This window comes from Enterococcus malodoratus ATCC 43197, assembly GCF_000407185.1.
Lineage (GTDB): Bacteria > Bacillota > Bacilli > Lactobacillales > Enterococcaceae > Enterococcus_A > Enterococcus_A malodoratus.
The window spans coordinates 213,458-238,231 of sequence record NZ_KE136484.1 but is presented as its reverse complement, the minus strand read 5'-3'; the positions used below and the strand labels follow the sequence as shown (position 1 = coordinate 238,231).

The window sequence follows — 24,774 nt, the reverse complement described above, 5'->3', positions numbered from 1 at the left end:
AGCTTGACACCCATTTTAGTTTGTTTGAGCTTCTTTCATATTTTCTACATTGATTTTTTTAATGCCTTCAAAGTAATACCAAGCACCGGCGAAAACGAGCAGTAAGATTGGAATACCAATGATTGGTTTAAATGTAAATGCTAAGAAAACCAAATAACTTTGGATCATTGCGGTTGCCGCGAATGACGAGATCAACAGCGAGTTGGCACCTAATTTGATTCCAACTGATTTAGCGATTGCTGTCAGAACTGGGGCTGTAGCAGTCCCACACCATAATAGTGACGCTGTCACAACTAATCCGATCACGATATTTTTAAGTAAATTCCCTCTAGTTAACGCAACCACCATCGCGACCCGGAAAGGCACAACGGCTAAATCGGCGAATGGCAGTACACGGTTTCCTGGCAATACTAATGCCATAGCGATCGTTAACGGAATAATGATCAACGCAGTAGTAATAACATCGGGATTTCCTACAACGACTGCTGCATCTAAACCGATGAATAGACGACGCCCCTTGAATTTGGCTTGCGACCATTTTTGAGCCGCGTCAGATATCGGCATCAACCCCTCCATGAACAAAGAGGTCATTTTAGGAATCAAAACAAGGACAGCAGACATGCTTACTCCTAATTGGAATATTTGTGTCACATCAAAGCCCGCTAACACACCGATTACCAACCCAATAACCAGACCCATGATCATCGAATCTCCAAAGAAGCCCAAATATTTTTGCGCATCTTTAATTGTAAAGGTTGATTTACGAAATAATGGAATACGATCCAATAGCCAGTTTAGCGGCCAAGCAATAACCAACGAGGATAAGGCCGAAACAGTTGGCAAAGAAACACCTGGAATTCCGAAGAAGCCCTCTACCATCGGTTGTGACCAATCGGAAATCTTGAAGGTAATAATCGCCATAACAACGGAAGCGCCGACACCCAGCAAAACGCTCTTAGTTACGAAATAAACCATTACGCCCACGATCGCCATGTGATGATAATTCCAAATATCCACATCCAGCGTATTAGTCCGTTTAAGAATTAGTAAGATAATATTGACAATTAAAATAGCAAAGACTAATAAAGCAATGATTGGCGAAGCCCACGTAACGGCGGCAATCGATCCCCAACCAACATCTAATGCGTCCAATTGAACGCCCGTCCGTTCAACCATGGCTTTTGCGGCCGGTCCAACATTGGTCGTCATGAAATCAAGTATCAGCTTGATCCCAGCAAAACCAATCCCCAGCGTCAAACCGGATTTAAACGCTCTGGTGATTTTCAATCCAAAGATCAAACCGATAACTGTAATAATTACCGGCAGCATAACCGTCGGTCCAGCAGCCATCAGAAAGTTAAAGACACTCATAATTACTTTCATTTTTGTCCCTCCTCAATAGGTAGATTATTTAACATAGTTCAAAATTTCTTCCATCGTTTGTTCCGCGCCCATACCAATTAGAATCGGCATGCCTTTAACTACTGGAACGTCCCCCGTCTGCCCTTCAAACTCACCTGTGGTGATTAGTAAATCATAGTCTTGCACTTTGCTTGGGACTTCCATCAATTTTGTTTGAGTTGTATCAACTTGAACGCCTTGACTGGTTAAGTATTCTTTTACCTTTGTTGCAACGACCGTTGAAGTCGCGATCCCATTTCCACATGCAATCAAAATTCTTTTCATTGTATATTCCTCCTAATTTTAAGCTACTGCTTGTTCTAAAAGTTTCAGTAATTCTTTATTCGATTTTGTTTTGATCATAGCTTTTCTCAAAGGCTCATCTTGAATGATCGAAACAATCTTTTGCAGCATTTCCACCTGACCGTGGGGCTCGCCAATCGCCATCATGATCACAATTTGAATCGGCAGCTCGGCCTGTTTCTTTTCCATATTATGAAACTCAACAGGCTGTTTCAGCGTGGCGATCGCCAACGTCGTTTTGTTGACCATTTCAAAATTCGCATGCGGAATCGCAATGCCGGGCTCTGAAGACGGCAAGCCAGTAGGATACTCTTCTTCCCTGTCTTGTATCGCTTGAATGTACTCGTGCTTTACATAGCCTTTCTCAAATAGCTTCTCCGCCAAGAAAGCCAAAACATCCTCTTTTGTTTTCGCAAAAACGTCTCTAAATACTAATTCTTCATGCAAAAATAGTTCCATCAAACACCTACTCCTTCCACCTTGGAAAGTAATTTCTGCATAGATTCCGCTAACTTATCACTATCTAAACTTTCTAAATCGCTTTTGTTAAACATGCCTGATCCAAGCCCTAAATAGCTCGCACCATTTTCAAAAAAAGCTTGTGCGTTCTCTACCGAAATCCCTCCCACACCCATCAAGGGTAATTTTCCTAACGGCGCCTGTACGTCCTTGAAGAAGCGCGGCGACACCACTGAAGCTGGGAAAATTTTAACAATGTCCGCACCTAGATCAAACATTTCATTGATTTCCGAAGGCGTCATTGCCGCTGGTACTGCAAGCACCCCATGCTGTTTAGCATAATTCAGCATTTCCTTAGTAAAAATATGCGGACCTAGTAAAAATTCAGCCCCTGCTTGAACGGCTTCTTTAACATCCTTCATTGTCCGAACAGTTCCAGCTCCAATATGAATGGTCTTTCCATATTTTTCGGTTAACTGTTTGATTTGACTCAAGACATCAGGTGTATTCAATGTCATCTCCACGGCAAAATCATTTTCTAAACTTTTCATCGCTTTTAAAATTGCATCAGCTTGTTGAAAAGTGTACCCTCGCATGATAATCGTGAAACGCGGATAATCTTTTAGTTTCATGTCAAACCTCTCTTCTCATGTAAAATGTCGAATGAATTGATAAATTGATTTTGTTTCATTTTTAGAAAATAATTCTTTTAAAAATTCCTGATTGGTACTAATATCCGCGATTTGGTTAATCGCTTTCAAATGTTTCGTTAAATCAAGAAACGATAAGGGAAAAATAATCTGAATCCCTTTTCGATTAGGAAACGCTATCGGCTTTTTACTGATTAATAAACTGATCCCTTCTCTTTGAATCCCATGTTCAACAGTTGTGTGAGGGATGCATGTCTTCTCACCAAAATAGCCGGCATAGTTGGGCTGCCTTATTTGCTGAAGGCAATCGGATAAAAAATCTTCCGTGATAATTTGATTATCCATCAGCGGCTTACACGCTAAGGCCACCGCATCTTCCCAAAGGATCTCTTCCTCAATCACCGTGATGTAATTTGGTTTCAAGTAATAGGTCAACGCAGGCAAGACCTTGGTATTTTCTAAGGGAGAATCTTGTTTTTCTTGCAGTAAAAAGTATTGCAGTTCCTCTTTTAATTCTTTAGAGCTGGAGACATCAGAATATTTCTGAATGATCCCAAGCAATCGATCAACGGATTGATCGACTTCATTGATTCCAAGTTCATTCAAAACCCGATAGCGTAAACTGATTTGCTCCTTATAGGTCATGATTGGATCAATAATAAATTGGGGCAAATCCGTTTCCAATGGAATAGTCGTAAAAACCAGATCGTAATCCACTTCAAATTGATAAAAATCACGGACAGAGAACGATGACAGAAATTGCAGCTCGGTAAAAAGTTTTTCTAAACTTTCCCGAATCACTTTTGAAACCATCACGCCGTTTGTACAAACAACAACTGCCCTTGGCTTTTGTTTTTTGATAAGATGCTGATTACTCAACTGAAAACCAAAGTAGTAAGAAAGAAGATCTAACTCATCATTAGGAAAAGCTCTTCTCAACCAATTTTCTGTTGGAACAATGAGCTCCTTCATTAAATCGCTCAAGATCGCGTGATTGCTGTCTTGGATCAAGCTGTCTAAAGAATAAACCCCTAAACTCAAGTTATACTTGATCCGGAAACAAGCGGGGCGCAGATGATTTAAAATTCGACGTTCAAAGTTTTCTCTATCTTCGATCGTTATGAATGTCTGCTGTTCAAAGTTGGTCACCATCTCATGGATCAATTCTTTCAAGCGGCGATCCGAATCAAATTCTTGAGTCGTTTTCTTTTCAAAAATATTAGATATCAAGAAAAGCAACGTCATCCATTCAAGATAGCTGCTGGAGAGCTGCCACTCAGTCTCTTTGATTAAAACATTCAAAAACCGGTATTCCGGCGTGTCTCTTACCTCACCCTCAAAAAAATCGGCTGCTCCTAGCTTACTTTCGGCAATACCTCGAGCTAAAAGTAGCGGCAACGTAGTTTTTAAGTACTCCAGGGATTCATCTGAATAGCTCAGGTGCAGCATTTGCTCCATGTTGTGAATCAGATGAATAACTTCTTCTTTTGATACCTGAATACTTAGCTGTCCAAGCATTTCCTCCCGCTTAAAGACTGGGTAACGCTTTACCAAATCTGCTAGAAGCTGTAAAACCTTGTGTTCTGATCCTTCGATTTGGTAGCCTTTTACTCGATCATATTTCAGCGATAAATAGTACTTAAGAATCAGCTGGTCGGCTCTTTTTAAGTCCTCAGCTACCGTGGTCTTCCCCACTCCGAGAAACTCGCTAAGATGATCGACACTGACGTACTCAATATTCGTAATTAGAAACATTGAGAGCAGCGCCGCTCTTTCATCATCTGAAGGGATCATCGTTTGCTTTTGTTGTGTTGCCAGCATTTGTAATACTTCTAAAGGGACATTAAAATCGCCGGCATGGTTACGTTCGATACTTGGGATTTTCTGAGTGATCAATTCAGAATTAAATTGGTTGATGGCGTAATTAATTTGCCTTCTAGTTAACCCAAGCTCTGCTGTCAGTTCGGCCATTTTTATTTCAGGCCTTTTTGTTAATATGGTCAGAATATTTCGGATCCGTTCATTCATTTTCTTTCCCTCCTGACATGTTCATTATAACGAGAATCATAAACGAGCTGGTTTGGTTTTCAAACCTAATTTTGTCACAGCCGCAAATAGCCTTTGTCACAGTACAAAAAAAGCAACCGCAGTCCTTCATTAAGAAAGACTGCGGTTGCTTTAATATTCTCGTTCTCTTTGTGCTAACAGCAGTGCACCGATCAAGCCACTCTCATTCGGCAACCCCCAGCGAACAATATAGTCCTCGGCTTTCGGTGTTTCCATATAACCGGCCATCAATTCGCTGAATTGCTGCTGAATCTTTTTAAGCAGGTGATCTTGATTCATTACACCACCACCTAAAATGATTATTTCTGGTGCCAAAATCAAGGTATAAGACATTAGAGCCTGCGCCAGATAATTCGCCTGCAAGTCCCAGATTGGATGATCTAACGGCAGCTCCTCACCCTTGATCCCCGTTCGTGCTTCTAGTGAAGGCCCCGCGGCTAATCCTTCCAAACAATCTTTATGGTAAGGACAGGTTCCTTGGTAGGTATCTTCCGCTGCCCGTTTGATATATAGATGCCCTATCTCAGGATGACTGATTCCTTCAAAAACCTCATCGTTGATCACGACACCGCCGCCGATCCCCGTACCAATCGTCAGATAGATACAACTATGTCTTCCTTTCGCCGCTCCACGTTTGATCTCGCCAAACGCCGCCGCATTTACATCCGTTGTCCAAGCTGTTGGAACCTTATATCGTTGTTTCATTTGTCCTAAGAAATCCACACCTGCCCAGCCTTCTTTAGGAGTCGCTAAAATATGTCCGTAATTTTCTTGATCTGGTTGAATCCCGATTGGTCCAAAAGACCCGATCCCCAGCGCCTCGATTGGGTATCGATCAAAGAAAGCAAAGACCTGCTTGAAGGTCGTTTGCGGATCGGTTGTCGCGATACTGATTTTTTCTTTTATTTGTAACTTTTCGTCGGCTACGGCACAAACAAATTTTGTTCCGCCAGCTTCAATCCCGCCATATAGCATGATTTCCTCCTAAAAACAGCCAAGGGAATCTCCCTTGGCTGCTCCGATTAATTTTGTTCTTGTCTCCAAGGTTGGACGTTTTCTTTACGATAAACGGCTGCTTGACCGATCGAGTTGAACAGTTCCATTTTTTGTTTTACGACAGCTTTCGCTGCATCGATACATTCTGGATAGATCGCATTTGGGTCCCACAATTCCGTTGTCGCAAGAATTTCACGGCATTTTTTATAGAAGGCATATTTGTAATCAGAAGAAATATTGACCTTTTGAATCCCGATTTGAACGGCCTTCGCGATTTCTTCATCTGGATTGGCTGATCCGCCGTGTAATACCAACGGAATCTCGACCTTGCTCTTAATTTCTTCCAGTACATCCATCTTCAATTCTGGCTTCACATCTTTTGGATAAATTCCGTGGGCCGTACCGATTGCTACTGCTAAAGTATCGATCCCAGTTTTTTCAATGAATTCGTCCGCATCCTCTGGTCTCGTGTAGATAACCTCTGACACACCGCCTTCAACAGACGTTCCCGTATTACCGATCGTTCCTAACTCACCCTCGACTGAAACGCCGATTTTATGACAAACATCCACGACTTCTTTCGTAATCGCGATATTTTCTTCAAACGGAAGGAGCGAACCATCGATCATGACCGAGCTGAAGCCGCAGTGGACAGCGCGCATGATACTTGCCAAGCTATCCCCATGGTCCATGTGAATAACAAATGGTACAGAACTATTTTTTGCGCGAGAGACTGCATATTGGAAAAATTCATCTTTTGTAAAGTCTAACTCGGTTGGATGAACCGCAATGATTGCCGGCGCATCATTTTCTTCAGCTGCTTCTATCACTACTCGTAAGAAATTACTGTCTGCGACATTGAACGCTCCTACGGCGAATTTGTTTTCCTTGGCGATTTCCAACATTTGCTTCATATTAATTAACATTTGACTTTGTCTCCATTCTCATCATTATGATTTATTTTTAGAACCCGAAAGTTCGATGTACCGTTTGACTACTTCTTTTCCCGCCGCCATCGTTTGATGGATCAGCGTCGGATAATCCACTTCTGGATTTTCGCTTAATTGCTTTTCAATTTCGGTCTTTTGCGCCTTCATAAAATCTGAACCGACATTGATTTTGTTGATTCCTAATTCGATCGAGCGGAAAATATTTTTCTCCCCTGCCCCTGATCCACCGTGTAGCACTAATGGCAAATTCGTCGCGGCTTTAATTTTCTCCACGATATCGAAACGGAAATCCGGCACATACCCCTCTGGATAATCCCCATGGCTGGAGCCATAAGACAATGCCAAACAGTCCACGCCAGTTTCTTGGATAAATCGAATCGCGTCATCTGGGTCCGTGTACATCTCATCATTCGTAAAATGATCGCCTGCCACAGCACCCATGTCGCCAACCTCGGCCTCCACACTGGCATTATAAATTTGCGCCAGCTCCACCATCGCTTTGGTGATGCGGATATTTTCCTCCAGCGGGTACATCGAAGCATCCATCATGACACTGGAAAACCCTTCATGCAGACACTGCTTAACAAACGCGGCGTCTTGTCCATGATCCAAGTTGATCGCCACCTCGACTTTGGCATTGTTCGCCATTCGAATAATTGGCTGGGTCAAATAGCGAATATCCAAGTGCTCCTTCAAATGATCCTGCAGCAAATCAACAATGATCGGCGATCGCATTTCTTCCGCGGCTTCAATGACTGCCTTGGCCGTTTCCAAATTGAAACAATTGATTGCCATCACAGCATAGTTCTCACGATTGGCTTTTTGCAGCATTTCTTTCATCGAAACATACATTCAATAAGTCTCCTTTTTTAAGAAATCTTGATAGAAGAAAAATCAACTTCTTCCTCTTCTTCATCATCTTTGATCTCATTTTCAACCGGTGCCTTCTTCAAGGCGAACAATAGAATCCCGGTAATCGCAGAACCAATCAGCAAGGCTAACGTGAACTTCAATGGATCTGTCATTGCCGGAATGATGAACACGCCGCCAAATGGAACAGGCGAACCAACGCCCCATGACATACTCAACCCGCCGCCGATTGCCGCGCCTACTGTACAAGAAAGGATTACGCGTAATGGATCAACTGCCGCAATCGGAATAACACCTTCTGTGATCATACAAAGTCCCATTGGAAAAGCGAGCTTGATATTGTCTTGTTCCTCTTTTGAATATTTTGGTTTGCGGAAAATTTTTGATAATACCCAAGAAATCGTTACACCAAATGGCGGTACCATCGAAGCCAATACTTTCACTGCTTCTGGTCCCTGCACGCCTTCCAGCAATAAGCCATCCGCAAAGAGCGACGCGACTTTATTGACCGGACCGCCAAAGTCGAAGGCAGCCATCCCGCCGACGATCGAGCCGAACAAGAAGTTCCCAGAACCTTGCAGGCCTTCTAAGAATTCCGTCAACGCTTCTGTTGCCCAAACGATTGGTAAACCAATGACAAAGAACATCAATAATCCAATGATCAGAGTAGATAAGAGCGGTACGATCATCATTGGCATCAACCCTTGAGCCCATTTTGGAACCTTTAAGTTTTTCACTAAGAACAATACGAAGAAACCAACCAAATAACCGCCTAACATCCCGCCTAAGAACCCGGCGCCGATAGCATTCGCGATCAGACCCATAAACAAACCAGGTCCAATACCGGGACGGTCTGCGATTGAGTAAGCGATCGCACCGGCTATAACCGGTGCCAACAAGCCCATTCCCAAGACACCCAATGAGACCAACGCGTCTGGCACTGAATACGCGGCCTTATAATTCTCAATGACCCCGCCACCAGTCAGATTCCCGATCGCGATCAACAACCCTGCCGTAACCACAACCGGTAACATGTACGAGATTGCCGTCAGGGCATGTTTTTTCAATTGAAGCTGCTTAAACATTTCATTCATCTCCTTATATTAGTAATTTTATTTACGCCTTCACAATTTCTTCTTCGATCTTATTGATCAGGCCTTTTGGTGCTTTGATTACCATACTGGTTGGGATTTCTACTACTTTTTTCCCGTCAAAACGATCTTTGCCGCTGATCTTGATATCTGCCGCAATGATCACGACATCTGCTGCTTTGATTTCTTCCGGTGTTAATTCATCTTCCGTTCCGATCGTGCCTTGTGTTTCGATTCGAGCCGTGTGGCCTAATGCTTTGGCGGCCTTTTCTAGCTTCTGTTTGGCGATATACGTGTGGGCGATCCCTGATGTACATGCCGCGATTCCAACAATTTTCATCTTCTATTCCTCCATTTTCTTTTTAGTCTTCTTCCATTGGATCTCTTGATAACAATTCCATCATTTCCGCTTTGGTTTGCGCATTGACCATATTCTCAATAAAATCTTCGTCCGCCAAAAGCATCGCAACCTTCTGTAATAGTTTGATATGCATCGTATTGGCGTCGGTATTTTTTACTGCGAATAAGATAATCACTTTTACCGGCTCTTCGTCTAACGATTCCCATTCGATCGGCGTAGTGACTTTTCCAACAACTAGCGAGGTTTTGATTACGCTGTCAGATTTGCCATGGGGGATCGCGATCCCATTGCCGATACCGGTCATCCCTTCTGCCTCTCGTTCGAAAACATCCGCCGCGAAAACATCTTCATCTTCGATATCGCCATTGGCCATCAGCAAGCGCGTCAATTCATAGATCGCTTCTTCCTTTGTGCCCGCTTTCATTTCTAACTGGATCAATTCTTCCGTAATCACATCCGCGATACTGAAATCATCCATCATTTGCTCTGCTGTCATCTCACATCTCTCCTAACATCTCTTTCACTCTTTTTTCGTCTTGTTTGGTAAATACGGAATTGACTAAAATCGTCGGGATCATCATTTCAATCGTCAAATTGACGGTAGTCAAAATCAGATCAATGTTTTGATATTTCTCCGGTGCCTTCGAAAATTTTCGTGCCGATAGAACATCCACGATCTCCAATTCCGGAAAAGCTTTGCGGACCTTTACTTTCAACAGCTCGGATGTTCCTACCCCGCTGCTGCACATGATCAACACACGCTTTTTCGAGTGGATCATTTCCTTGTATTTCACAAAATACAGTGTTAAAAACCCAATTTCATCTTCTGTTATTTCGTTTAACTGGTATTGTTTTTCGGCCATCTGACTGACCTGTTGGACCTGCTGAAAAATTTCCGGATATTCCAGCTTAATATCCCCCAGCAAATCATTTTTGACGATAATCTCATTTTTCAAACGATACAATAAAGGATCGATATGTTCGTATAAATCTTGGCGATTGGGCTGATGATCAACCTTCATCCCCATTAAGCGGCTCATTTCTGCCGCAAAAAAGTCGGTAATATCCAACGCTTCCTGCGACTTGCGATTCAGTTTGATCGGCTCCTTTTCCATTCGAGAAGAAATCAAATACTGAAATAAGTAGAAAGTCTCACTTTCAGGTAAGGCAATATTCAGATAGTGATCCAGCTTGATGATCACCATTCGTGAAAGCTGATAGAGCTGATCATACTGCCTGATCAATTCCTCTTCATCGGGGTCTAGCAGCTCCGCACAAGTATCCGCGTGGATTTCCCCTTCCCGCACCCGCTTGATCAAGATGTAAATATGGGAAAAGATATTGCTGTTATAGGGATATGCGATCCCGTTTTGCAGCTTTCTTTCGATATACTCCAATAACGACGTGATAAAATTAATATCATAGGAACTGATTTTTTCTTGTTGTGTGGAAAAGTCCTCTTCCCAGACCCGGTTCGCACTGATCAAATGATTGACCGCTTTTCGAATATGCTTTTCCGTGCCTTCAATCGAGATTCTATGTCCCTTGCGAATCAAGGCCAGTTGGTAATCCAGTAAAAATTCCGTCATCCGTACCAAATCATTATTGATCACTGTACTGCTGACAAAATAGTCAGCGAATAATTCTTGAACCAGTACCTTTTTCGGTGATTTGAATAACAACGTCAACAGGATCGTATTTCTTCTTTCTAACGGACCTTGAACCGTATCTCCTCCTCGTTTGCGCACACTTTCTTTTAAATAGTTGTCATAATCTAAACGAAAACCTTTCCCGACCTCCGCAGAAATCAATTCTCCGACATCCGAAGCCTCATTGATTTTTTTGATCGTTCGGTAAATTGTTTTCGTGGAAACATTGGCAAATTCAGCTAACTCTTGAGCGGTAAGTGTCATCCCATGTTTGATAAACAATTCGATCAAATGTGTTTCACGTTTGCTTAGCTGCATTTTGTCAACCTCCTTGTCCCTAATATAGCCTTTTTTGATCGACGTACATTTTTTCTTGTGTCCATTGAAATGGACATTTATATAAAACGCTTTCAATAACTGTTTTAAACTACCATTCAAAATAACCCCCTTTCAAAGTTTCTCAAAATTATTAATCGTCTAAAAAAATGCTTCAGACTGACCAATTCCCTCAACTATTTCAATTCTGCATCAATGGATAAAAAAAACAGCGAAAAAATCGCTGTCCAACATGCCTGATCAACTTGCTAACTCAAAAACCAATTCGTATTCTTCCTAAAAAGATGACTGATTTTACTGATACGAGAAGCTGAAACCTCTATTTTTAGTTTTCCACCTGTGCAAAACTTGCTTCGTTCGCCAATTGATAGATTGGTACCAATTTTTGATACGTTTCTACCATAAATGCTTGTGCTGCCTCCGGTGTTTTCCACAATGGGTCCTCTTTTTTAATGATTCGCCCAATTTGGAACTCACCCTTTTTCACATCGCGGAACCTTTTCAACAGTCTTTCTGTGTTTTCTGGTGATAACTCTTCAACCTTTGGTTTGGTGTGATCACCGGACAAGACAAAATCTGGGGATAATGTTTCAAACGCTTTTGGGTTATCCAATAGTATTTGCGCGATCGCCTGCTCATTTTTTGGCTGATCGATGCAGGATAACCACATAAAGACGTACTCCCGCCAAATTCCCAGCTGAAAATGCGGCTCCATTTTATATCCGCGCTTTTGCCGACTTAACGCGGACCAAGTATTTTCTGGCGGATACGTGGTGCGGCGACGATGTTGTGCGATGTGGATAAATAATTCCTCGTCCAACAACGGTTCCAGCACTTGTTGAAAAACTTCATCTAACTGTTGAAAAGTTGGCTGGATCTCTTGGCGGATTACCGCCATTCGTTCATCCAATCCAGCAACTTCAAAAACCTCAAAACTCTTTTCAGTGAACATAGTATTCCTCCTAATGCCTATCTATTGATTTATGCTTTTTTGCCCAAAAATAGTACCCTTTTTACACTGGTTACTGTTAGCGAATGCCTTTTCCTCGATAAAGTAATTTTACCCATCTTACCGCCAGCTCACAAGCTTCATTCAAATTTTCCGCTATACCATAGATTTTTCGTGCATAGATTAGCGTTTTGACAAACAACTATCCGCAAATTTCATAAAAATGACTCGTTCTTTAGGTATTTTGAAGAAATTATTTCCCTCTCTTTGTTAAATCAAGTATATTATAAGTAGCCATTTTATATTGTAGATTCAGAAATTTATTTCTGAGGAGGTAAGACGAATGATTTCAGACGCGATTGGGTTCGAGAAAAAATTCCGTTTAAAAGAAGACAAAAAATTTGAACAATACAAAATCATGCTCCCAAAATTACGGGAAAATGATGTCATGATAAAAATTTCTGCGATCTCAATCAGTACCTTAGACACACAGATTCGCCAAACGATCAAAGGTGCTAAAAAACCTTACATTTTAGGCTTTGGCGGCGTGGGAATCATCACTCGTTTAGGGAGCAGCAATTCACGGCTGAATGTCGGTGATCGCGTACTCTATGTGAATAAAGTCGGAAAATACGGCAGCTACAGCAATTTTCAAATCGCCGATGTCCGCTCCGTCGTAAAATTACCTGATGCTTTTCCTACCGATGAAGCCGCCGCTTTTTCCTACAGCTTTTTCTTGGCCTTTGAAGTACTGTTCAAGCAGCTGCAATTGATTCCGCAACCGAAGAAGAATCAAGGGAATTTATTGATCCTGAATACTTCTGACGGACTGGGAGCCACCATTATCCAACTAGCTAAATGGGCCGGATTAAAGGTCGCAGCGACGATCAATAAGAACAATTCAGAGATCTGGATCAAAAATATGGGCGCTGACGTCGTATTTTCACAATCCAACCATCTCTCGCGAGAATTAACGAATGCGGAAATGACACCGGTTGATTATGTGATCAACTTGGATACCGAAAAAGAAAAAAGCTTTGACCATTTGGCAGAATTCAAAGATACTGCCAAGGTTCTACTATTGCATTTTATCAAAAAGAAAAGCAAAAATTTTGATCCCGACTATCTGCATTTTTATTGTGAAGAGTTTTTAGAAGAATCCTTCGCAACAGAAGAAGGCATCAATTATTCACGAAGAGTCATGGAGCTTTTAGTCTATTTGTGGGAAAAAAATCAATTAAAATCGATTTTGACCGCCCAGCTTAATGGTTTCTCTGACAAAAATTTTTATGGCGCCCATAAGTTGATTGAAAACAATCCGAACTTCCGGCACCTAGTTCTAATAAACTGACAAAATCTCGTTCAAATGGACGAGATTTTTTTTATTGAAAGCTGATTTTTAGCTGAAAATCCTTGTTTCTTCCAATTCAATAACCAATGTTGTCATTTCTCATAGAAATTTACCGTTTTTCTGAGGTTAACATTTGCTAATTACAAAGAATGCTATTAATATATAAAATGAAATTTTCATTTACATTTTCATTTCAATTATTTTATAGGAGGTTTTTATGGATTATTCACTGACTACTCGGTTAGCGGCTGAGTTCTTGGGGACTGCTTTGTTAGTAATGTTAGGAAACGGTGCAGTTGCCAATGTTGATTTAAGAGGTACAAAAGGTTACGGAAGTGACTGGATGTTGATTGCAGTGGGTTACGGCTGCGGGGTTATGATTCCTGCAATGATTTTCGGCGGTATCAGCGGTAATCACATCAACCCGGCGTTCACAATCGGTTTAGCAGTTAGCGGCATGTTCCCTTGGGCAGAAGTTCTTCCTTACATCGTTGTTCAATTTCTGGGCGCGATGGTCGGCCAATTAGTCGTTGTAGCCAGCTACAAACCTTATTACGACCAAACAGAAGACAAATTGCATGTCTTAGGAACATTTTCAACGATCAATAGTGTTGGTTCTAAGTTCAACGGATTCGTGAATGAATTCTTTGGTTCATTCATTTTATTCTTTGGAGCACTGGGGATCACCAAAGCACCTTTCTTCCAAGACAATTTAGGAACTGCTCATTTAGCATTAGGTTTCTTAGTCTGGACATTGGTTGCTTCGTTTGGCGGACCAACTGGACCAGGTTTAAACCCTGCTCGTGATTTAGGTCCTCGTATCATGCATGCCTTGTTGCCATTGAAAAATAAAGGCGATTCACAATGGAGTTACTCTTGGGTTCCAGTACTTGCTCCCATCTTAGCTTCAATCGTTGCGATCGCTTTATATAAAGCCTTATTCATCTAAACAAAAAAACTGCCGCAGCTTATGCGACAGTTTTTTTCTTGTCTATTCCACCAATTGCTGTACAAACGCTACTGGAAACATCGTCTTTTCCGCAGTTTCCTCGACTGAGAAGCCTTGTTTCAAGTAACGTTTAGCGACGCTGTCCATGCTTTCCGAGACCTCCACGATACATTTGTCCCGATCATAAAAACGCATGACCCGCTGTCCCCATGGATACTCTTTGCTGTGGTGCAGAAATTCAATTCCTTCTACGTTCGAAAGCTTCTCTTCCCACTTGTCTAAATCCTCGACCTCAAAATAAAGTTGAAAATTATTTGATTGCTGCTTGATCTCCAAAGGAACATCCAACAATCCTACATAATCCGCCTGCAGCGAAAAGCCGCTTTCAAAAGCCACGTGGATATTGTCTAAATCCATCATCACCTTTTGCTCCATTACCTCTTCATAGAACTGTCTCGCTTTGGTCATATCCTTTACTGCGATTAATACTCCGCCAAAATTCATCGCCATCACCTATCAGAGCCCTTCCGTGACTCGCCTTTCTCTTTTTCCAACTATACCTTTAGAATTTGGCGATTTCACTGTAAAAATCGGACATCTTTCGGCGATATTCTTGAGGCGTATTTCCGGTAATTTGTTTGAAATCACGATTAAAATGGGAAAAATCATAATACCCGGTTGCCTCATAGGCTTTCGTAATTTCACTATTAGGAGCATTCAACAAACGGATCGTTTGATTGACCCGCACCAAACGGGAAAAAGTTTTGGGGCTCATTCCCAGATAGCTGTTAAACAAACGAGTCAAGTGCCGCTCACTATAAAAGACATCCTGCGATAGCTGCTTCAACGAGCGATTCCCCGCCTGATCAACGATTGATTTGGTGACGATAGCTAGTTCTGATGGGTATGAGTTTGACTTTGCTTGCAGAAAGAGTTGATCAATCCCCGAAATTAACGCTTGAACACTCCCCACTGTCTCCAATAAATCAAGCATCCCTTGATTCAGCTTAGCGTGCAGCAAATCAAATGAGAAATGCTGATCCGTCAATTCATTTTGACTAAAGCCCAAAAAAGCATACAAACCGGCGGGCTGAAACTCCACAATAACTATTTGATCAAAACTTCCGGCCTGATCACCAACCCTCGCCGCTTTTGTGGCCGGCCCCATCAATTGACTAGTAAGTGTTTGATCCTTAAATCCAAAAACCAACGTCGCGCACCCATGAGGAATTACCGTATACGCCTCAGAGATCATTTCTCTCGTAGGAAATGTCAACGTGTAGTTCGAAATATACGGCCGCAGTGCTGGATGCGGTTTAGCATATAAACAGGCCTCATCTTGATAAATAGCTCGCTCCCGGTTTTGATAAAAAGCAAGAGCCTGCTGCTGAATCATCGCCTCACCTCTTCTGACAGTTCGCTCTTCTGTCTAATTTATTAGCTTCATCATAGCAAGCTTAATTTTCATTTGTCTATCTTTTTTATCATTAGATGGATACCAATGGTTATAACATGTTATACTTTTTTTAAAGTTTCATACATTTATTTGAACTCAATTTTTAGCGATCTCGTACTTTATTAATGAACCAGTCGATATAAATAAACAGCTTTTATATAGGAGGTACTGAACATGAAACACATCAAAGTTCGAAAAATTGGAAATTCAATCGGAGGGATCTTCCCCAAAGAATGGGGCTTGCACGAAGGCGACGTATTGAACGTGCGGCGAGAAGGAAATCTTTTTATTTTGGACGCGCAAGATTCTGCAAAAGAGCAGGATCGTCAGCTGATCGAAGAAAGCTTCGCTGATTTTGAAACGAAAAGAACCGTCTCGGAAACAGAAATGGAAGAGCTTTTTGGCAAATACGGTTGGAAAAAGTAGATGGAAAAATATGCCCTCATTTACTCCGAGTCTTTTAAAAATAGTCTTCAAGAAAATATTTCAGAATGGAAAAACGAGCTATTTCTTTCCGATAAAAAAATTCATCAATTCGTCCATGCTATCTATGCTTCATTGAATCAGTTAAAACAATTTCCTGAAATGTACGAAGATGTTGCTCGTGTATATGGTTTTGATACGCCCACTTATCGTATCCTGATTGGAAAAAGCTTTGCGATCTTTTATCGCATCGATCAAAAAGAACGGACTGTCCTAATCGGAAATATCTTCAAGCAAAAACAGATGAAGCTCCTCTTCTAAATAAAAAAATGCCGCAGAAAAATCTGCGGCATTTTCTATTTAGAATGATTTAGCAACAAAGCGTGATTACTTCACACCGTAGAAGGCAATGCCTTCTTTGTGCCAACCGACTTTACCAAGGTGGTTCCATTCAGAGGCTGTTGGTGTAAAGAAGTGAGAACCAGCACCTTTGGCATTTGGATTGAATGCCCGATAGATTGGTGTGCCTTTATCAGCATTTGAATAGAAGGCGAACCCTTCTTTATGCCAACCAGCGGCTGCTACTTTATTGTATTCCTTTGTATCCATTGTGTAGAAATGTTCACCTGAGTTTGGATTATACAAACGATAAACAGGTGTTCCAGAAGTTGCAGCTTTCCATGCTTGTCCTTCATCATGCCAACCGGCTTTCACCGCTTTAGCAAATTCTATTTTACTTGCGGTATACAAATGTTCACCTGAGTTTGGATTGTAAGCACGGTATAAAACGACGCCTTTATCCGCAACAGGTTTTGCAGCTTCATGTTTCAAGTTGATCGTGACGTTCTTTTGTCCCACAACTTGTGCAGCGTCAGCTTGACCATCTTTTGCCACGTAGACTTTCACTGTAGCTTTGTATGAATCTGCTTTGCCTTCTTGTAATTCCTTCAATAGAGCAGCATCACTTTTACCTGAGGCACTTCCAGCTAGATCCACTTCATAGAAGTATTGACCTGTTTGTAAGCCTTCAATTGGTAATAAAGCGGCATTTTTCTTGCTGCCATTGTCTGACCATGGTGCACCATCAGATGATTTCAATAGTAAACGAGTTAACATACCGTCGCCACCAAAGGCTTCAAACGGAATCTTTTGGTTTACACCTGCTGTGAATGGGCCAGGTGATACGGCGTTTTTCAAGTAACTAGCTGGAACAGTAATACTGTCTTTGATATTATCCGTTACATTTTTTTGAACGGTTGAAGCCAAATTGATTGAAACGGCTTTTTGTCCAACAACTTGTGATTTATCTGCTTGACCATCTTTAGCAGCATAGACTTTGACTGTCGCATTGTACTTCGTTGCTGTAGAAGCTTTCAAACCATCTAATAATGCGGCATCTTGTTTCCCTGCTGCGTTGCCGTCAAGATCCACTTCATAGAAGTATTGACCATTTTGCAACCCTTCAACTGGTAATAGCGCAGCGTTCTTCTTGCTGCCGTTATCTGACCATGGCGCACCATCAGATGATTTCAATAGTAAACGAGTCAACATGCCGTCACCGCCAAAGGCTTCAAACGGAATTACTTGGTTCACACCGGCTGTGAATGGGCCAGGTGAAACTGCGTTGATCAAATAGTTTTGCGGAACGGTGATGCTGTCTTTGATATTATCCGTCACATTCTTTTGAACATTAGATGCTAAGTTGATTTTAACGTTCTTTTCAGCAACTGTTTTAGAAGTATCGGCTTTGCCATCCTTAGCGGCATAAACTTTAACTGTCGCAGTGTAATCTGCTGCTTTTCCGCTTTGCAGATCACTCAATAATGCGGCATCTTGTTTCCCTGCTGCGGTTCCGCTTAGGTCTACTTCATAGAAATATTGACCATTTTTTAAGCCTTCAACTGGTAATAATGCCGCGTTCTTCTTGCTGCCGTTATCTGACCATGGTGCACCATCAGAAGAATTCAACAGCAAACGTGTCAACATGCCGTCGCCACCGAAAGCTTCAAACGGAATGACTTGGTTCACACCGGCTGTGAATGGGCCAGGTGATACTGCATTTTTCAAGTAATTTGCGGGTACTGTAATGCTGTCTTTGATATTGGCTGAAACAGCTTTTTGAATATCAGAAGCAAAGTTGATCGTCACATTCTTTTGTGCAACTGCTTGTGATGTATCGGCTTTGCCATCTTTAGCGGCATAGACTTTGACTGTCGCGGTGTATGATGTTGCTTGTCCGCTTTGCAAGTCGCTCAATAAGGCCGCATCTTGTTTTCCTGCTGCGGCTCCGCTAAGATCAACTTCATAGAAATATTGACCATTTTGCAAGCCATCTACAGGCAACAAGGCAGCATTCTTGTTGGCGCCATTATCTGACCAAGGAGCGCCATCCGAAGAATTCAATAGTAAACGTGTCAACATGCCGTCGCCGCCAAACGCTTCAAACGGAATGACTTGGTTCACACCTGCGGTAAATGGACCAGGTGATTTAGCGTTGTCCAAGTAGCTTTGCGGAACTGTGATTGTATCTTTGATATTGCTGGTCAAATTTTGTTGTGCACTAACTGGAGTAGCTGCATTAGCATTCGCAGCTGCTGGTTGTTGATTCATCGTGCTTGTAACTGCCGCAGCATTTGTTGTTGGAGTTTGAGCACTGACATTAACTGCTTGCGCACCTAAAGCGAACAGACTGCTTACTCCTAATGCTACTATCGGCGCAGAGACCTTTCTCTTTTGTTTCTTATAATTTTTGATTGCTTGTTGTTTCTTTTTACTCATGCTGATCACTCCATTTTAATAGACTTTTTTATCCAACCGAATTTTTACTGACAGCGACACATTCGGATAGGTGGACTTTTATCGATAGACAAAATACCCGCAACTAAAATACGCTTCATCTTTGTATTCTTCATAACGATTCGCTCCTTTTTCTTACTTCCCTTTGCTGGCTAAAAGATACGACTTTTACTTTTCATAAGCAATCCGTTTGCTTGCCCTTCAAATTCTTAAATCTTTCATTTATTAGAAAGCAAAAACGCCAATTAGCAACCCTCGTTTTACTTAAGAAAATAAAATAATCAGCCTTTTAATCAAAAAAAAAGAAAAAAATGCCTAAAGGAGAACTGGGTAGTCTTTTTTATATAAAACGTTTTCACCAAAGTTAAGCACTATTTAGTATCCACTTAAGAGTTAGTTAAGAAATAAAAATGAAGAATAAGAGGGATATTCTTGGTACGGGAGAATTATTTTGGTGTGTTGGGGAGGATCTGCTAAACAGTCTGCACAATGAATTTCCCTAAAAAATTTTATCTATCTCAAACAAAGCGAACTGCGAAAAGCAGGAAGAAAAACTGACAACTAGTTCCTATTTATGTATTCATTTTTCTAAAAACCAGAAAAATGAGTTTGATTTTCACTACGTATACGATTCCACTAATCGCGCTAAAGCGCGGAGTGGAACTCGCAGTCGATTCAAAGTAAAAAGGAAATAAATTTTTTCAAAAATTTATACTTATCTTCATCGACATATCATTCTGCTAAACAGCCTGAAAAATAAATACCTCTAAAACATTTTGTCTATCTCAAACAAAGCGAACTGCGAAAAGCAGAACTAACAAAAAAACTGCAGCCTTGAATGAAGGCTGCAGTGTCAATTTCTTTTATTTATTTAGGTGTTCCAAGGCATTGTCGATCAAATGTTGCACCGTTGCTTTTGGCATTACTGATAGGATATCAGTGATTTGCGGTGCTGATTTGCTGTCTGTGAAGACGACGTTCAATGGCATATACAGCTTGCGTCCTTTTTGTCCTGTTTCTTTTTGAACGGCTGATAAAATCGCTGGGTAATCCACTGGTTCTGCCGCGTCTTTCAATTCAGCCGACATTGCAGTCAAAATTTGTTTGATGTCCGCGCTGTCGAATTCTGCCAAGTCTGCATAAGTGAATGCTACTTGATTCGCATTTTTTATAAACAAAACTTTTTCCATAAATGTCATCAATGTTTTAGCTTCAGTATGGTAGATAGTAACTACTTTTTTGATGAAGTCCAATTCATTTTCGATACCGATTGCTTTTAGTTGTTCTGCAACATCGGTTTCTGCAGCGTCAACTAACAACATGATCCGTTTTGTTAATTCATCCACTGAAGTCTTTTTGATATATTCAGCGTTGGTCCAGTCTAGTTTCTTTTGATCAAAATAAGCTGGTGAAGCTGACATCCGATTGATATCATACGCTTCAATCAATTCTTCACGAGTGAACAATTCTTTTTCTCCAACTGGTGACCAGCCTAAGAAGGCGATAAAGTTCATCAATGCTTCATTCAAATATCCATATTTACGGTATTGGCTGATGAATTGCAACGTATTTTTGTCCCGTTTACTCAACTTTTTGTGGGTATCCAAGCTGTAAATCAGCGTGATATGTCCAAATAGCGGTTGTGGGATACCTAGTGCTTCGTATACGGCGATTTGTTTAGGTGTATTCGCAATATGATCATCCCCGCGTAAAACGTGTGTCATCTTCATTAAATAGTCATCGATAACTACCGCAAAGTTATAAGTTGCCATCCCATTGCTTTTTTCAATAATGAAGTCTCCGCCGATATTGTCTGAATTGAATTCAACACGGCCTTTGATCATATCATCCCAACCATAAATGTGATCTTCTGGTAAATGAAGACGAACAGTCGGTTTGCGTCCTTCAGCTTCGGCTTGTTTAATTTGTTCTTCGGTTGCACCATACCAGCGTCCATCATAATGAGGCGCTATTTTGGCTTCGATTTGTTGGTCATGTAATTCTTTTAATTCTTCTTCGGTTGCATAATCTAAATAAGCAAAGCCGTCGTCTAACAATTGTTGTACATATTTGTGATATAGATTCACACGATCCTTCTGGTGGTAAGGGGCAAATTCAACTTTCGGTTTATCCGGACCTTCATCCCAGTCGATACCTAACCAATGAAGATTCTCCATCTGACTTTCTTCGCCATGTGGAACATTTCGCTTCAAGTCAGTGTCTTCAATTCGCAAGACCCAAGTGCCGTTATAGTGTTTGGCAAACAAATAGTTGAATAACGCAGATTGCGCATTCCCTAAATGTAAAAAACCTGTTGGACTTGGGGCGTATCGAACTCGTACGTCGCCGGTAACTTCTACTTTATCTTTTTTCAATTTGATTCCCTCCAGTTTAAAAGCCCTAATAAATAAATTACTTTATCAGGGCTTTAATAACAGATGCTATTATAAATTAAGATGCGTGATGAATCAAATGATTACGATTTAAATCGTCAATTGCACGATGTAAATCATCAATAAAGTCATCACAGATAGCCATAGTCATAGCTGGACGAACAACGATCCGACTGATAATTACATCGTCAAGATCTTTAGGAAGTGGATAAGCAGGCACTTGCCAGCCGTATTCTTTCAACTTGTCTTCTAAATCATAAAGATTCCAAGTCAATTCAACGTTATCCGCAATTTTCCAACAGTTGATTGGCAATTTTGAACCATCATTTAAGATATCAAAAATACCTAGCGCTTTAATTTCAGTATTGATGCGTGTTGAAACTTCTCTTACATTGTTCATGATAGCTGTGAATCCTTCACGGCCAAAACGAATCAAGTTGTAATATTGAGCAACAATATGTGCACCACTATGTGAGAAGTTAATAGCGATAGAATCTACGCTGCTGCCAAGGTAAGGAACTGAGAAACGCATTTCTGCTGGTAAATAATCTTCCGTATTTTCGCGCCAAACAATCCAGCCAATCCCAGGATAAACCATCCCGTATTTATGTCCTGATACATTGATTGATGCTACATTTTTCAAACGGAAATCCCATGGTTTGAAACCGTCAACGAATGGTGCAAAGAAACCGCCAAAGGCTGCGTCAACATGGATTTTAATTGGTAATTTAGCTGTTTTGTTGTATTCAGAAACTAATTCGTCTAATTTTTGAATATCATCTACTTGGCCAGTGTAAGTAATCCCTTGGATACCCACAACCCCAATTGTATTTTCATCCACGTAGTCCATAACTATGTCAGTGTTTAATGACATATGGTTTTCATCCATTGGAATTTCCCGCATCTCGACATTCCAGTACGTACAGAATTTTTCCCATACAACTTGGAATGCTGACATGATAACTAAGTTAGGTTTATGTTCATGCAAGTTGTCGATATCAAATCCAGCTTTTTTAGCACGATGTTTCCAGCTGTGTAATAAAGCCAATCCGCCTAGCATACAACCTTCTGAAGAACCAACTGTTGAAGTTCCGATGAAGTCTTTATATAATTCTTTGCCTTCACCAATATTCCACATATGTGCAATCATACTAATTGAATAGTTTTCCATTGCTGCGGTTTTTGGATATTCTGATTTGTCAATCGCATTCGTTTCAAGTGATCCCATCATCAAGCGGTCTGCTTGTGGTTCCATTTGAGTGGTACAGAATGTTGCTAAGTTTTGATCTGCCTTAGCTTCATTCAAGCGAATATGATTGACGAGCGTCTCGGCGGTGTCTGGGTTCATACCTTGTTCAGGTAATACTTGTTTAGGCATGCTGCGAGCAGCTTCTTTACTTCCTAAAAATGAACTTTCTAAATAATCTGTACTCATTATAAAAATCTCCTCATTTATATTATATAAAAATCATTTTTCATTGAAAAACGATTGTGGTTCTCGTTCTGTCAATTCTAGTGAACTGGATGATGCAAATCGCTGCCTGATTCATCATGAGGATGAACAGTCCATCTTTTATGGAACTGATACATGATCAATGGAATGAAGAAGACGATAATAAACGCGGTCAATAACAATGTCATATATGTGTGTTTTTGATGCATATCGTAAGCAGCTGGTGGGAAGAATGTTACGATAAACCCGAAAGCTGATAATACTAAACCTAGAACACCCATGATGACGCGCATTACTTTAGATTTTGCTGCACGGAACGTACGGTTCAAATCGTCGCGTTTGAAAACTAAAACTAAATAAGTAACGAACATCAGCATATACATTAAGGTATATAATGCAACGGTCAAGCTCATTGCTGTTTGGAATGAAAGGTTTGATTTATCTCCGCCAGCACCGAAAGTTAATAGTGCAGCCATGATTGAAACAATCACACCTTGTAAAACCATGACGTTTGTTTCAACACCATAAGCATTTGTTTTGGCAAAACGTTCTGGTAAGTAGCCTTCTTTAGCTGCTTCATACATCCCAGCATTTGGTCCAACGACCCAGCTGCTGATTTCACCAATAATACCGATAGCAAGTAACAAACCAATCAAACGTTCAATAAAGACAACGTTGATCCATGGGAATTGTTGAACTAAAGCGCCATAAGCATAAACAATACCAGTACTCAATTGAATTTTTGCATTTGGAATTGTTGCGCCGATTGAAATTGTTCCGATAATATCAGAAGCAATCGCACAAATTGCTAAAGCTAACATAACTTTAGGATAAACAGATGGTTTCTTTAAGTCTTTTACGTGAGTAGCTGATCCTTCAGCACCCGCAAAGGCTAAGATAAATGGTACGAATCCTACTAATACACTACCACTCCAATTTTTTGGTAAAATCGTATGTGGGGTGATGTGAATCAACATTGGATTGCCTTTAACCAAGTAGACAACTGTTAAGAACAATAGTAGAAAAACTGGAATAATAACACCGATCGTGAAACTCCATTGAGCGATTTTACCTGTGATTTTTGTTCCGCGTTGTTGTGCGAAAATCAAGCCCCACAAGATAACCATCATAATGATGAATTTGAACAATGGGTTCGTATTGATAACAGGAACATTAAACGTAATCGATAAACAACCGATGATGAAATACATCATGGTACACATACCAACTGTGATATGGATCCATTGATAAAATAGAGCGGACCAACCAAGACGTTCGCCTAACATATGGCGACCCCAAGTAAAGATACCGCCTTTGCTCCAACCATCGACTGAAGCCATTTCACCAGCGGAACGTGTTACCGGAATGAACCATAAGATACCTGCTAAAAATAGGAAGAACAAAGCTGTTGGACCTTGTTTAGCGAAGGCTGCAAATCCGTATACAGTCATAACCATTGAAGTGGTCATTGAGAATAGTTGAACACCAGTAAGCTGGTTACGTTCGTCCAAAGAAGCATTATTCTCTTCTTTATTCATTTGTGACACATCCTTTAATTTCTTTGCAATCGAAGTGCGCACTTCCGAACTACAGCCATCATATTAGACCTAAAAAAAACAAAGTCAAACGGTGGTTGAGCCTTATTTTGACCTTCTATTAGAAAGTTTGTTAAACGGATTTCTGCCATCATTATGGAAGAAACCCTTTAATAATCACCACTTGCTCTTTATTTTCGTCAAAAGATAAAAACGCTTTTTTAAGAAAAATGGGCGCAAGTCTAAATTGTGTGAAAAAAGCTCGCAAAATTTTGGAATATTTGCCTTAAATTTTGCTTCAAATGATAGTGCTTCACAAAAAGGTGCTAACAAAAG

The 24,774-nt window shown here is 40.8% G+C and carries 23 protein-coding genes; 4 read left to right on the top strand and 19 right to left on the bottom strand.

Going from position 1 to position 24,774, the window contains the following annotated elements; all coding sequences use genetic code 11:
• Window positions 1–15 precede the first annotated feature (15 nt).
• The 13 genes from I585_RS21920 to I585_RS21860 form a co-directional block, all read right to left on the bottom strand.
• A complete protein-coding gene (locus I585_RS21920) occupies window positions 16–1,383 on the bottom strand; it encodes a PTS galactitol transporter subunit IIC (RefSeq protein ID WP_010741170.1) in 1,368 nt (455 codons plus the stop codon).
• 24 nt (window positions 1,384–1,407) lie between these two features.
• Window positions 1,408–1,686: a PTS sugar transporter subunit IIB gene (locus tag I585_RS21915; protein WP_010741171.1), complete on the bottom strand. Its 279-nt coding sequence runs from the start codon at window positions 1,684–1,686 to the stop codon at window positions 1,408–1,410.
• 18 nt (window positions 1,687–1,704) lie between these two features.
• Entirely contained in the window at window positions 1,705–2,163 is a 459-nt protein-coding gene (locus I585_RS21910) for a PTS sugar transporter subunit IIA (RefSeq protein WP_010741172.1), read from the bottom strand.
• Window positions 2,163–2,795, bottom strand: a complete 633-nt coding sequence (locus I585_RS21905) for a bifunctional 4-hydroxy-2-oxoglutarate aldolase/2-dehydro-3-deoxy-phosphogluconate aldolase (RefSeq protein ID WP_010741173.1) — start codon at window positions 2,793–2,795, stop codon at window positions 2,163–2,165. The genes I585_RS21910 and I585_RS21905 overlap by 1 nt, the downstream gene beginning before the upstream one ends.
• A gap of 15 nt (window positions 2,796–2,810) precedes the next feature.
• Window positions 2,811–4,841, bottom strand: coding sequence for a BglG family transcription antiterminator (locus I585_RS21900; protein WP_010741174.1), 2,031 nt, complete (start codon window positions 4,839–4,841; stop codon window positions 2,811–2,813).
• 150 nt (window positions 4,842–4,991) lie between these two features.
• On the bottom strand, window positions 4,992–5,855 hold the full coding sequence (locus I585_RS21895; RefSeq protein WP_010741175.1) for an ROK family protein: 864 nt from the start codon (window positions 5,853–5,855) through the stop codon (window positions 4,992–4,994).
• A 47-nt stretch (window positions 5,856–5,902) separates the two neighbouring features.
• Entirely contained in the window at window positions 5,903–6,802 is a 900-nt protein-coding gene (locus I585_RS21890; protein ID WP_010741176.1) for a ketose-bisphosphate aldolase, read from the bottom strand.
• A 24-nt stretch (window positions 6,803–6,826) separates the two neighbouring features.
• Window positions 6,827–7,678: a class II fructose-bisphosphate aldolase gene (locus tag I585_RS21885; protein WP_010741177.1), complete on the bottom strand. Its 852-nt coding sequence runs from the start codon at window positions 7,676–7,678 to the stop codon at window positions 6,827–6,829.
• Between the two features lie 17 nt (window positions 7,679–7,695).
• Entirely contained in the window at window positions 7,696–8,781 is a 1,086-nt protein-coding gene (locus tag I585_RS21880) for a PTS fructose transporter subunit IIC (protein ID WP_010741178.1), read from the bottom strand.
• 31 nt (window positions 8,782–8,812) lie between these two features.
• Window positions 8,813–9,127, bottom strand: a complete 315-nt coding sequence (locus I585_RS21875; RefSeq protein WP_010741179.1) for a PTS fructose transporter subunit IIB — start codon at window positions 9,125–9,127, stop codon at window positions 8,813–8,815.
• 22 nt (window positions 9,128–9,149) lie between these two features.
• Complete coding sequence (locus I585_RS21870; RefSeq protein ID WP_010741180.1) at window positions 9,150–9,644, bottom strand: PTS sugar transporter subunit IIA; 495 nt, start codon at window positions 9,642–9,644, stop codon at window positions 9,150–9,152.
• Window position 9,645: 1 nt separating this feature from the next.
• Window positions 9,646–11,115, bottom strand: a complete 1,470-nt coding sequence (locus I585_RS21865) for a BglG family transcription antiterminator (RefSeq protein WP_010741181.1) — start codon at window positions 11,113–11,115, stop codon at window positions 9,646–9,648.
• A gap of 343 nt (window positions 11,116–11,458) precedes the next feature.
• Window positions 11,459–12,085: a DUF1054 domain-containing protein gene (locus I585_RS21860; protein WP_010741182.1), complete on the bottom strand. Its 627-nt coding sequence runs from the start codon at window positions 12,083–12,085 to the stop codon at window positions 11,459–11,461.
• A 340-nt stretch (window positions 12,086–12,425) separates the two neighbouring features.
• Between I585_RS21860 and I585_RS21855 the strand changes: the two genes are divergently transcribed.
• Window positions 12,426–13,433, top strand: a complete 1,008-nt coding sequence (locus tag I585_RS21855; protein ID WP_010741183.1) for an alcohol dehydrogenase catalytic domain-containing protein — start codon at window positions 12,426–12,428, stop codon at window positions 13,431–13,433.
• A 217-nt stretch (window positions 13,434–13,650) separates the two neighbouring features.
• Window positions 13,651–14,382 (top strand): MIP/aquaporin family protein, encoded by a 732-nt coding sequence (locus I585_RS21850; protein ID WP_010741184.1) that lies wholly within the window; start codon window positions 13,651–13,653, stop codon window positions 14,380–14,382.
• A 42-nt stretch (window positions 14,383–14,424) separates the two neighbouring features.
• Here I585_RS21850 and I585_RS21845 read toward each other — a convergent pair whose 3' ends face one another.
• Both I585_RS21845 and I585_RS21840 read right to left on the bottom strand, forming a co-directional pair.
• Window positions 14,425–14,892: a VOC family protein gene (locus I585_RS21845; RefSeq protein ID WP_244266036.1), complete on the bottom strand. Its 468-nt coding sequence runs from the start codon at window positions 14,890–14,892 to the stop codon at window positions 14,425–14,427.
• 52 nt (window positions 14,893–14,944) lie between these two features.
• On the bottom strand, window positions 14,945–15,778 hold the full coding sequence (locus I585_RS21840; protein WP_010741186.1) for a helix-turn-helix domain-containing protein: 834 nt from the start codon (window positions 15,776–15,778) through the stop codon (window positions 14,945–14,947).
• Window positions 15,779–16,012: 234 nt separating this feature from the next.
• Between I585_RS21840 and I585_RS21835 the strand changes: the two genes are divergently transcribed.
• On the top strand, window positions 16,013–16,264 hold the full coding sequence (locus I585_RS21835) for an AbrB/MazE/SpoVT family DNA-binding domain-containing protein (protein ID WP_010741187.1): 252 nt from the start codon (window positions 16,013–16,015) through the stop codon (window positions 16,262–16,264).
• On the top strand, window positions 16,265–16,582 hold the full coding sequence (locus tag I585_RS21830) for a type II toxin-antitoxin system RelE/ParE family toxin (protein ID WP_010741188.1): 318 nt from the start codon (window positions 16,265–16,267) through the stop codon (window positions 16,580–16,582).
• A gap of 66 nt (window positions 16,583–16,648) precedes the next feature.
• Here I585_RS21830 and I585_RS21825 read toward each other — a convergent pair whose 3' ends face one another.
• The 4 genes from I585_RS21825 to I585_RS21810 form a co-directional block, all read right to left on the bottom strand.
• Entirely contained in the window at window positions 16,649–19,039 is a 2,391-nt protein-coding gene (locus tag I585_RS21825; RefSeq protein WP_010741189.1) for an SSURE domain-containing protein, read from the bottom strand.
• 881 nt (window positions 19,040–19,920) lie between these two features.
• Window positions 19,921–21,432, bottom strand: coding sequence for a glutamate--tRNA ligase (gene gltX / locus I585_RS21820; protein ID WP_010741190.1), 1,512 nt, complete (start codon window positions 21,430–21,432; stop codon window positions 19,921–19,923).
• Window positions 21,433–21,508: 76 nt separating this feature from the next.
• The gene (gene gad / locus I585_RS21815) at window positions 21,509–22,885 is read right to left on the bottom strand and encodes a glutamate decarboxylase (RefSeq protein ID WP_010741191.1); all 1,377 of its coding nucleotides are present in this window, start codon (window positions 22,883–22,885) and stop codon (window positions 21,509–21,511) included.
• Between the two features lie 77 nt (window positions 22,886–22,962).
• Entirely contained in the window at window positions 22,963–24,441 is a 1,479-nt protein-coding gene (locus tag I585_RS21810; RefSeq protein WP_010741192.1) for an amino acid permease, read from the bottom strand.
• Between the last annotated feature and the right edge of the window lie 333 nt (window positions 24,442–24,774).

Coding starts and splice junctions, on each gene's coding strand:
- I585_RS21920 (WP_010741170.1), bottom strand. CDS start 1,383: ATGAAAGTAATTATGAGTGTCTTTAACTTTCTGATGGCTGCTGGACCG.
- I585_RS21915 (WP_010741171.1), bottom strand. CDS start 1,686: ATGAAAAGAATTTTGATTGCATGTGGAAATGGGATCGCGACTTCAACG.
- I585_RS21910 (WP_010741172.1), bottom strand. CDS start 2,163: ATGGAACTATTTTTGCATGAAGAATTAGTATTTAGAGACGTTTTTGCG.
- I585_RS21905 (WP_010741173.1), bottom strand. CDS start 2,795: ATGAAACTAAAAGATTATCCGCGTTTCACGATTATCATGCGAGGGTAC.
- I585_RS21900 (WP_010741174.1), bottom strand. CDS start 4,841: ATGAATGAACGGATCCGAAATATTCTGACCATATTAACAAAAAGGCCT.
- I585_RS21895 (WP_010741175.1), bottom strand. CDS start 5,855: ATGCTATATGGCGGGATTGAAGCTGGCGGAACAAAATTTGTTTGTGCC.
- I585_RS21890 (WP_010741176.1), bottom strand. CDS start 6,802: ATGTTAATTAATATGAAGCAAATGTTGGAAATCGCCAAGGAAAACAAA.
- I585_RS21885 (WP_010741177.1), bottom strand. CDS start 7,678: ATGTATGTTTCGATGAAAGAAATGCTGCAAAAAGCCAATCGTGAGAAC.
- I585_RS21880 (WP_010741178.1), bottom strand. CDS start 8,781: ATGTTTAAGCAGCTTCAATTGAAAAAACATGCCCTGACGGCAATCTCG.
- I585_RS21875 (WP_010741179.1), bottom strand. CDS start 9,127: ATGAAAATTGTTGGAATCGCGGCATGTACATCAGGGATCGCCCACACG.
- I585_RS21870 (WP_010741180.1), bottom strand. CDS start 9,644: ATGACAGCAGAGCAAATGATGGATGATTTCAGTATCGCGGATGTGATT.
- I585_RS21865 (WP_010741181.1), bottom strand. CDS start 11,115: ATGCAGCTAAGCAAACGTGAAACACATTTGATCGAATTGTTTATCAAA.
- I585_RS21860 (WP_010741182.1), bottom strand. CDS start 12,085: ATGTTCACTGAAAAGAGTTTTGAGGTTTTTGAAGTTGCTGGATTGGAT.
- I585_RS21855 (WP_010741183.1), top strand. CDS start 12,426: ATGATTTCAGACGCGATTGGGTTCGAGAAAAAATTCCGTTTAAAAGAA.
- I585_RS21850 (WP_010741184.1), top strand. CDS start 13,651: ATGGATTATTCACTGACTACTCGGTTAGCGGCTGAGTTCTTGGGGACT.
- I585_RS21845 (WP_244266036.1), bottom strand. CDS start 14,892: ATGGCGATGAATTTTGGCGGAGTATTAATCGCAGTAAAGGATATGACC.
- I585_RS21840 (WP_010741186.1), bottom strand. CDS start 15,778: ATGATTCAGCAGCAGGCTCTTGCTTTTTATCAAAACCGGGAGCGAGCT.
- I585_RS21835 (WP_010741187.1), top strand. CDS start 16,013: ATGAAACACATCAAAGTTCGAAAAATTGGAAATTCAATCGGAGGGATC.
- I585_RS21830 (WP_010741188.1), top strand. CDS start 16,265: ATGGAAAAATATGCCCTCATTTACTCCGAGTCTTTTAAAAATAGTCTT.
- I585_RS21825 (WP_010741189.1), bottom strand. CDS start 19,039: ATGAGTAAAAAGAAACAACAAGCAATCAAAAATTATAAGAAACAAAAG.
- gad (WP_010741191.1), bottom strand. CDS start 22,885: ATGAGTACAGATTATTTAGAAAGTTCATTTTTAGGAAGTAAAGAAGCT.
- I585_RS21810 (WP_010741192.1), bottom strand. CDS start 24,441: ATGAATAAAGAAGAGAATAATGCTTCTTTGGACGAACGTAACCAGCTT.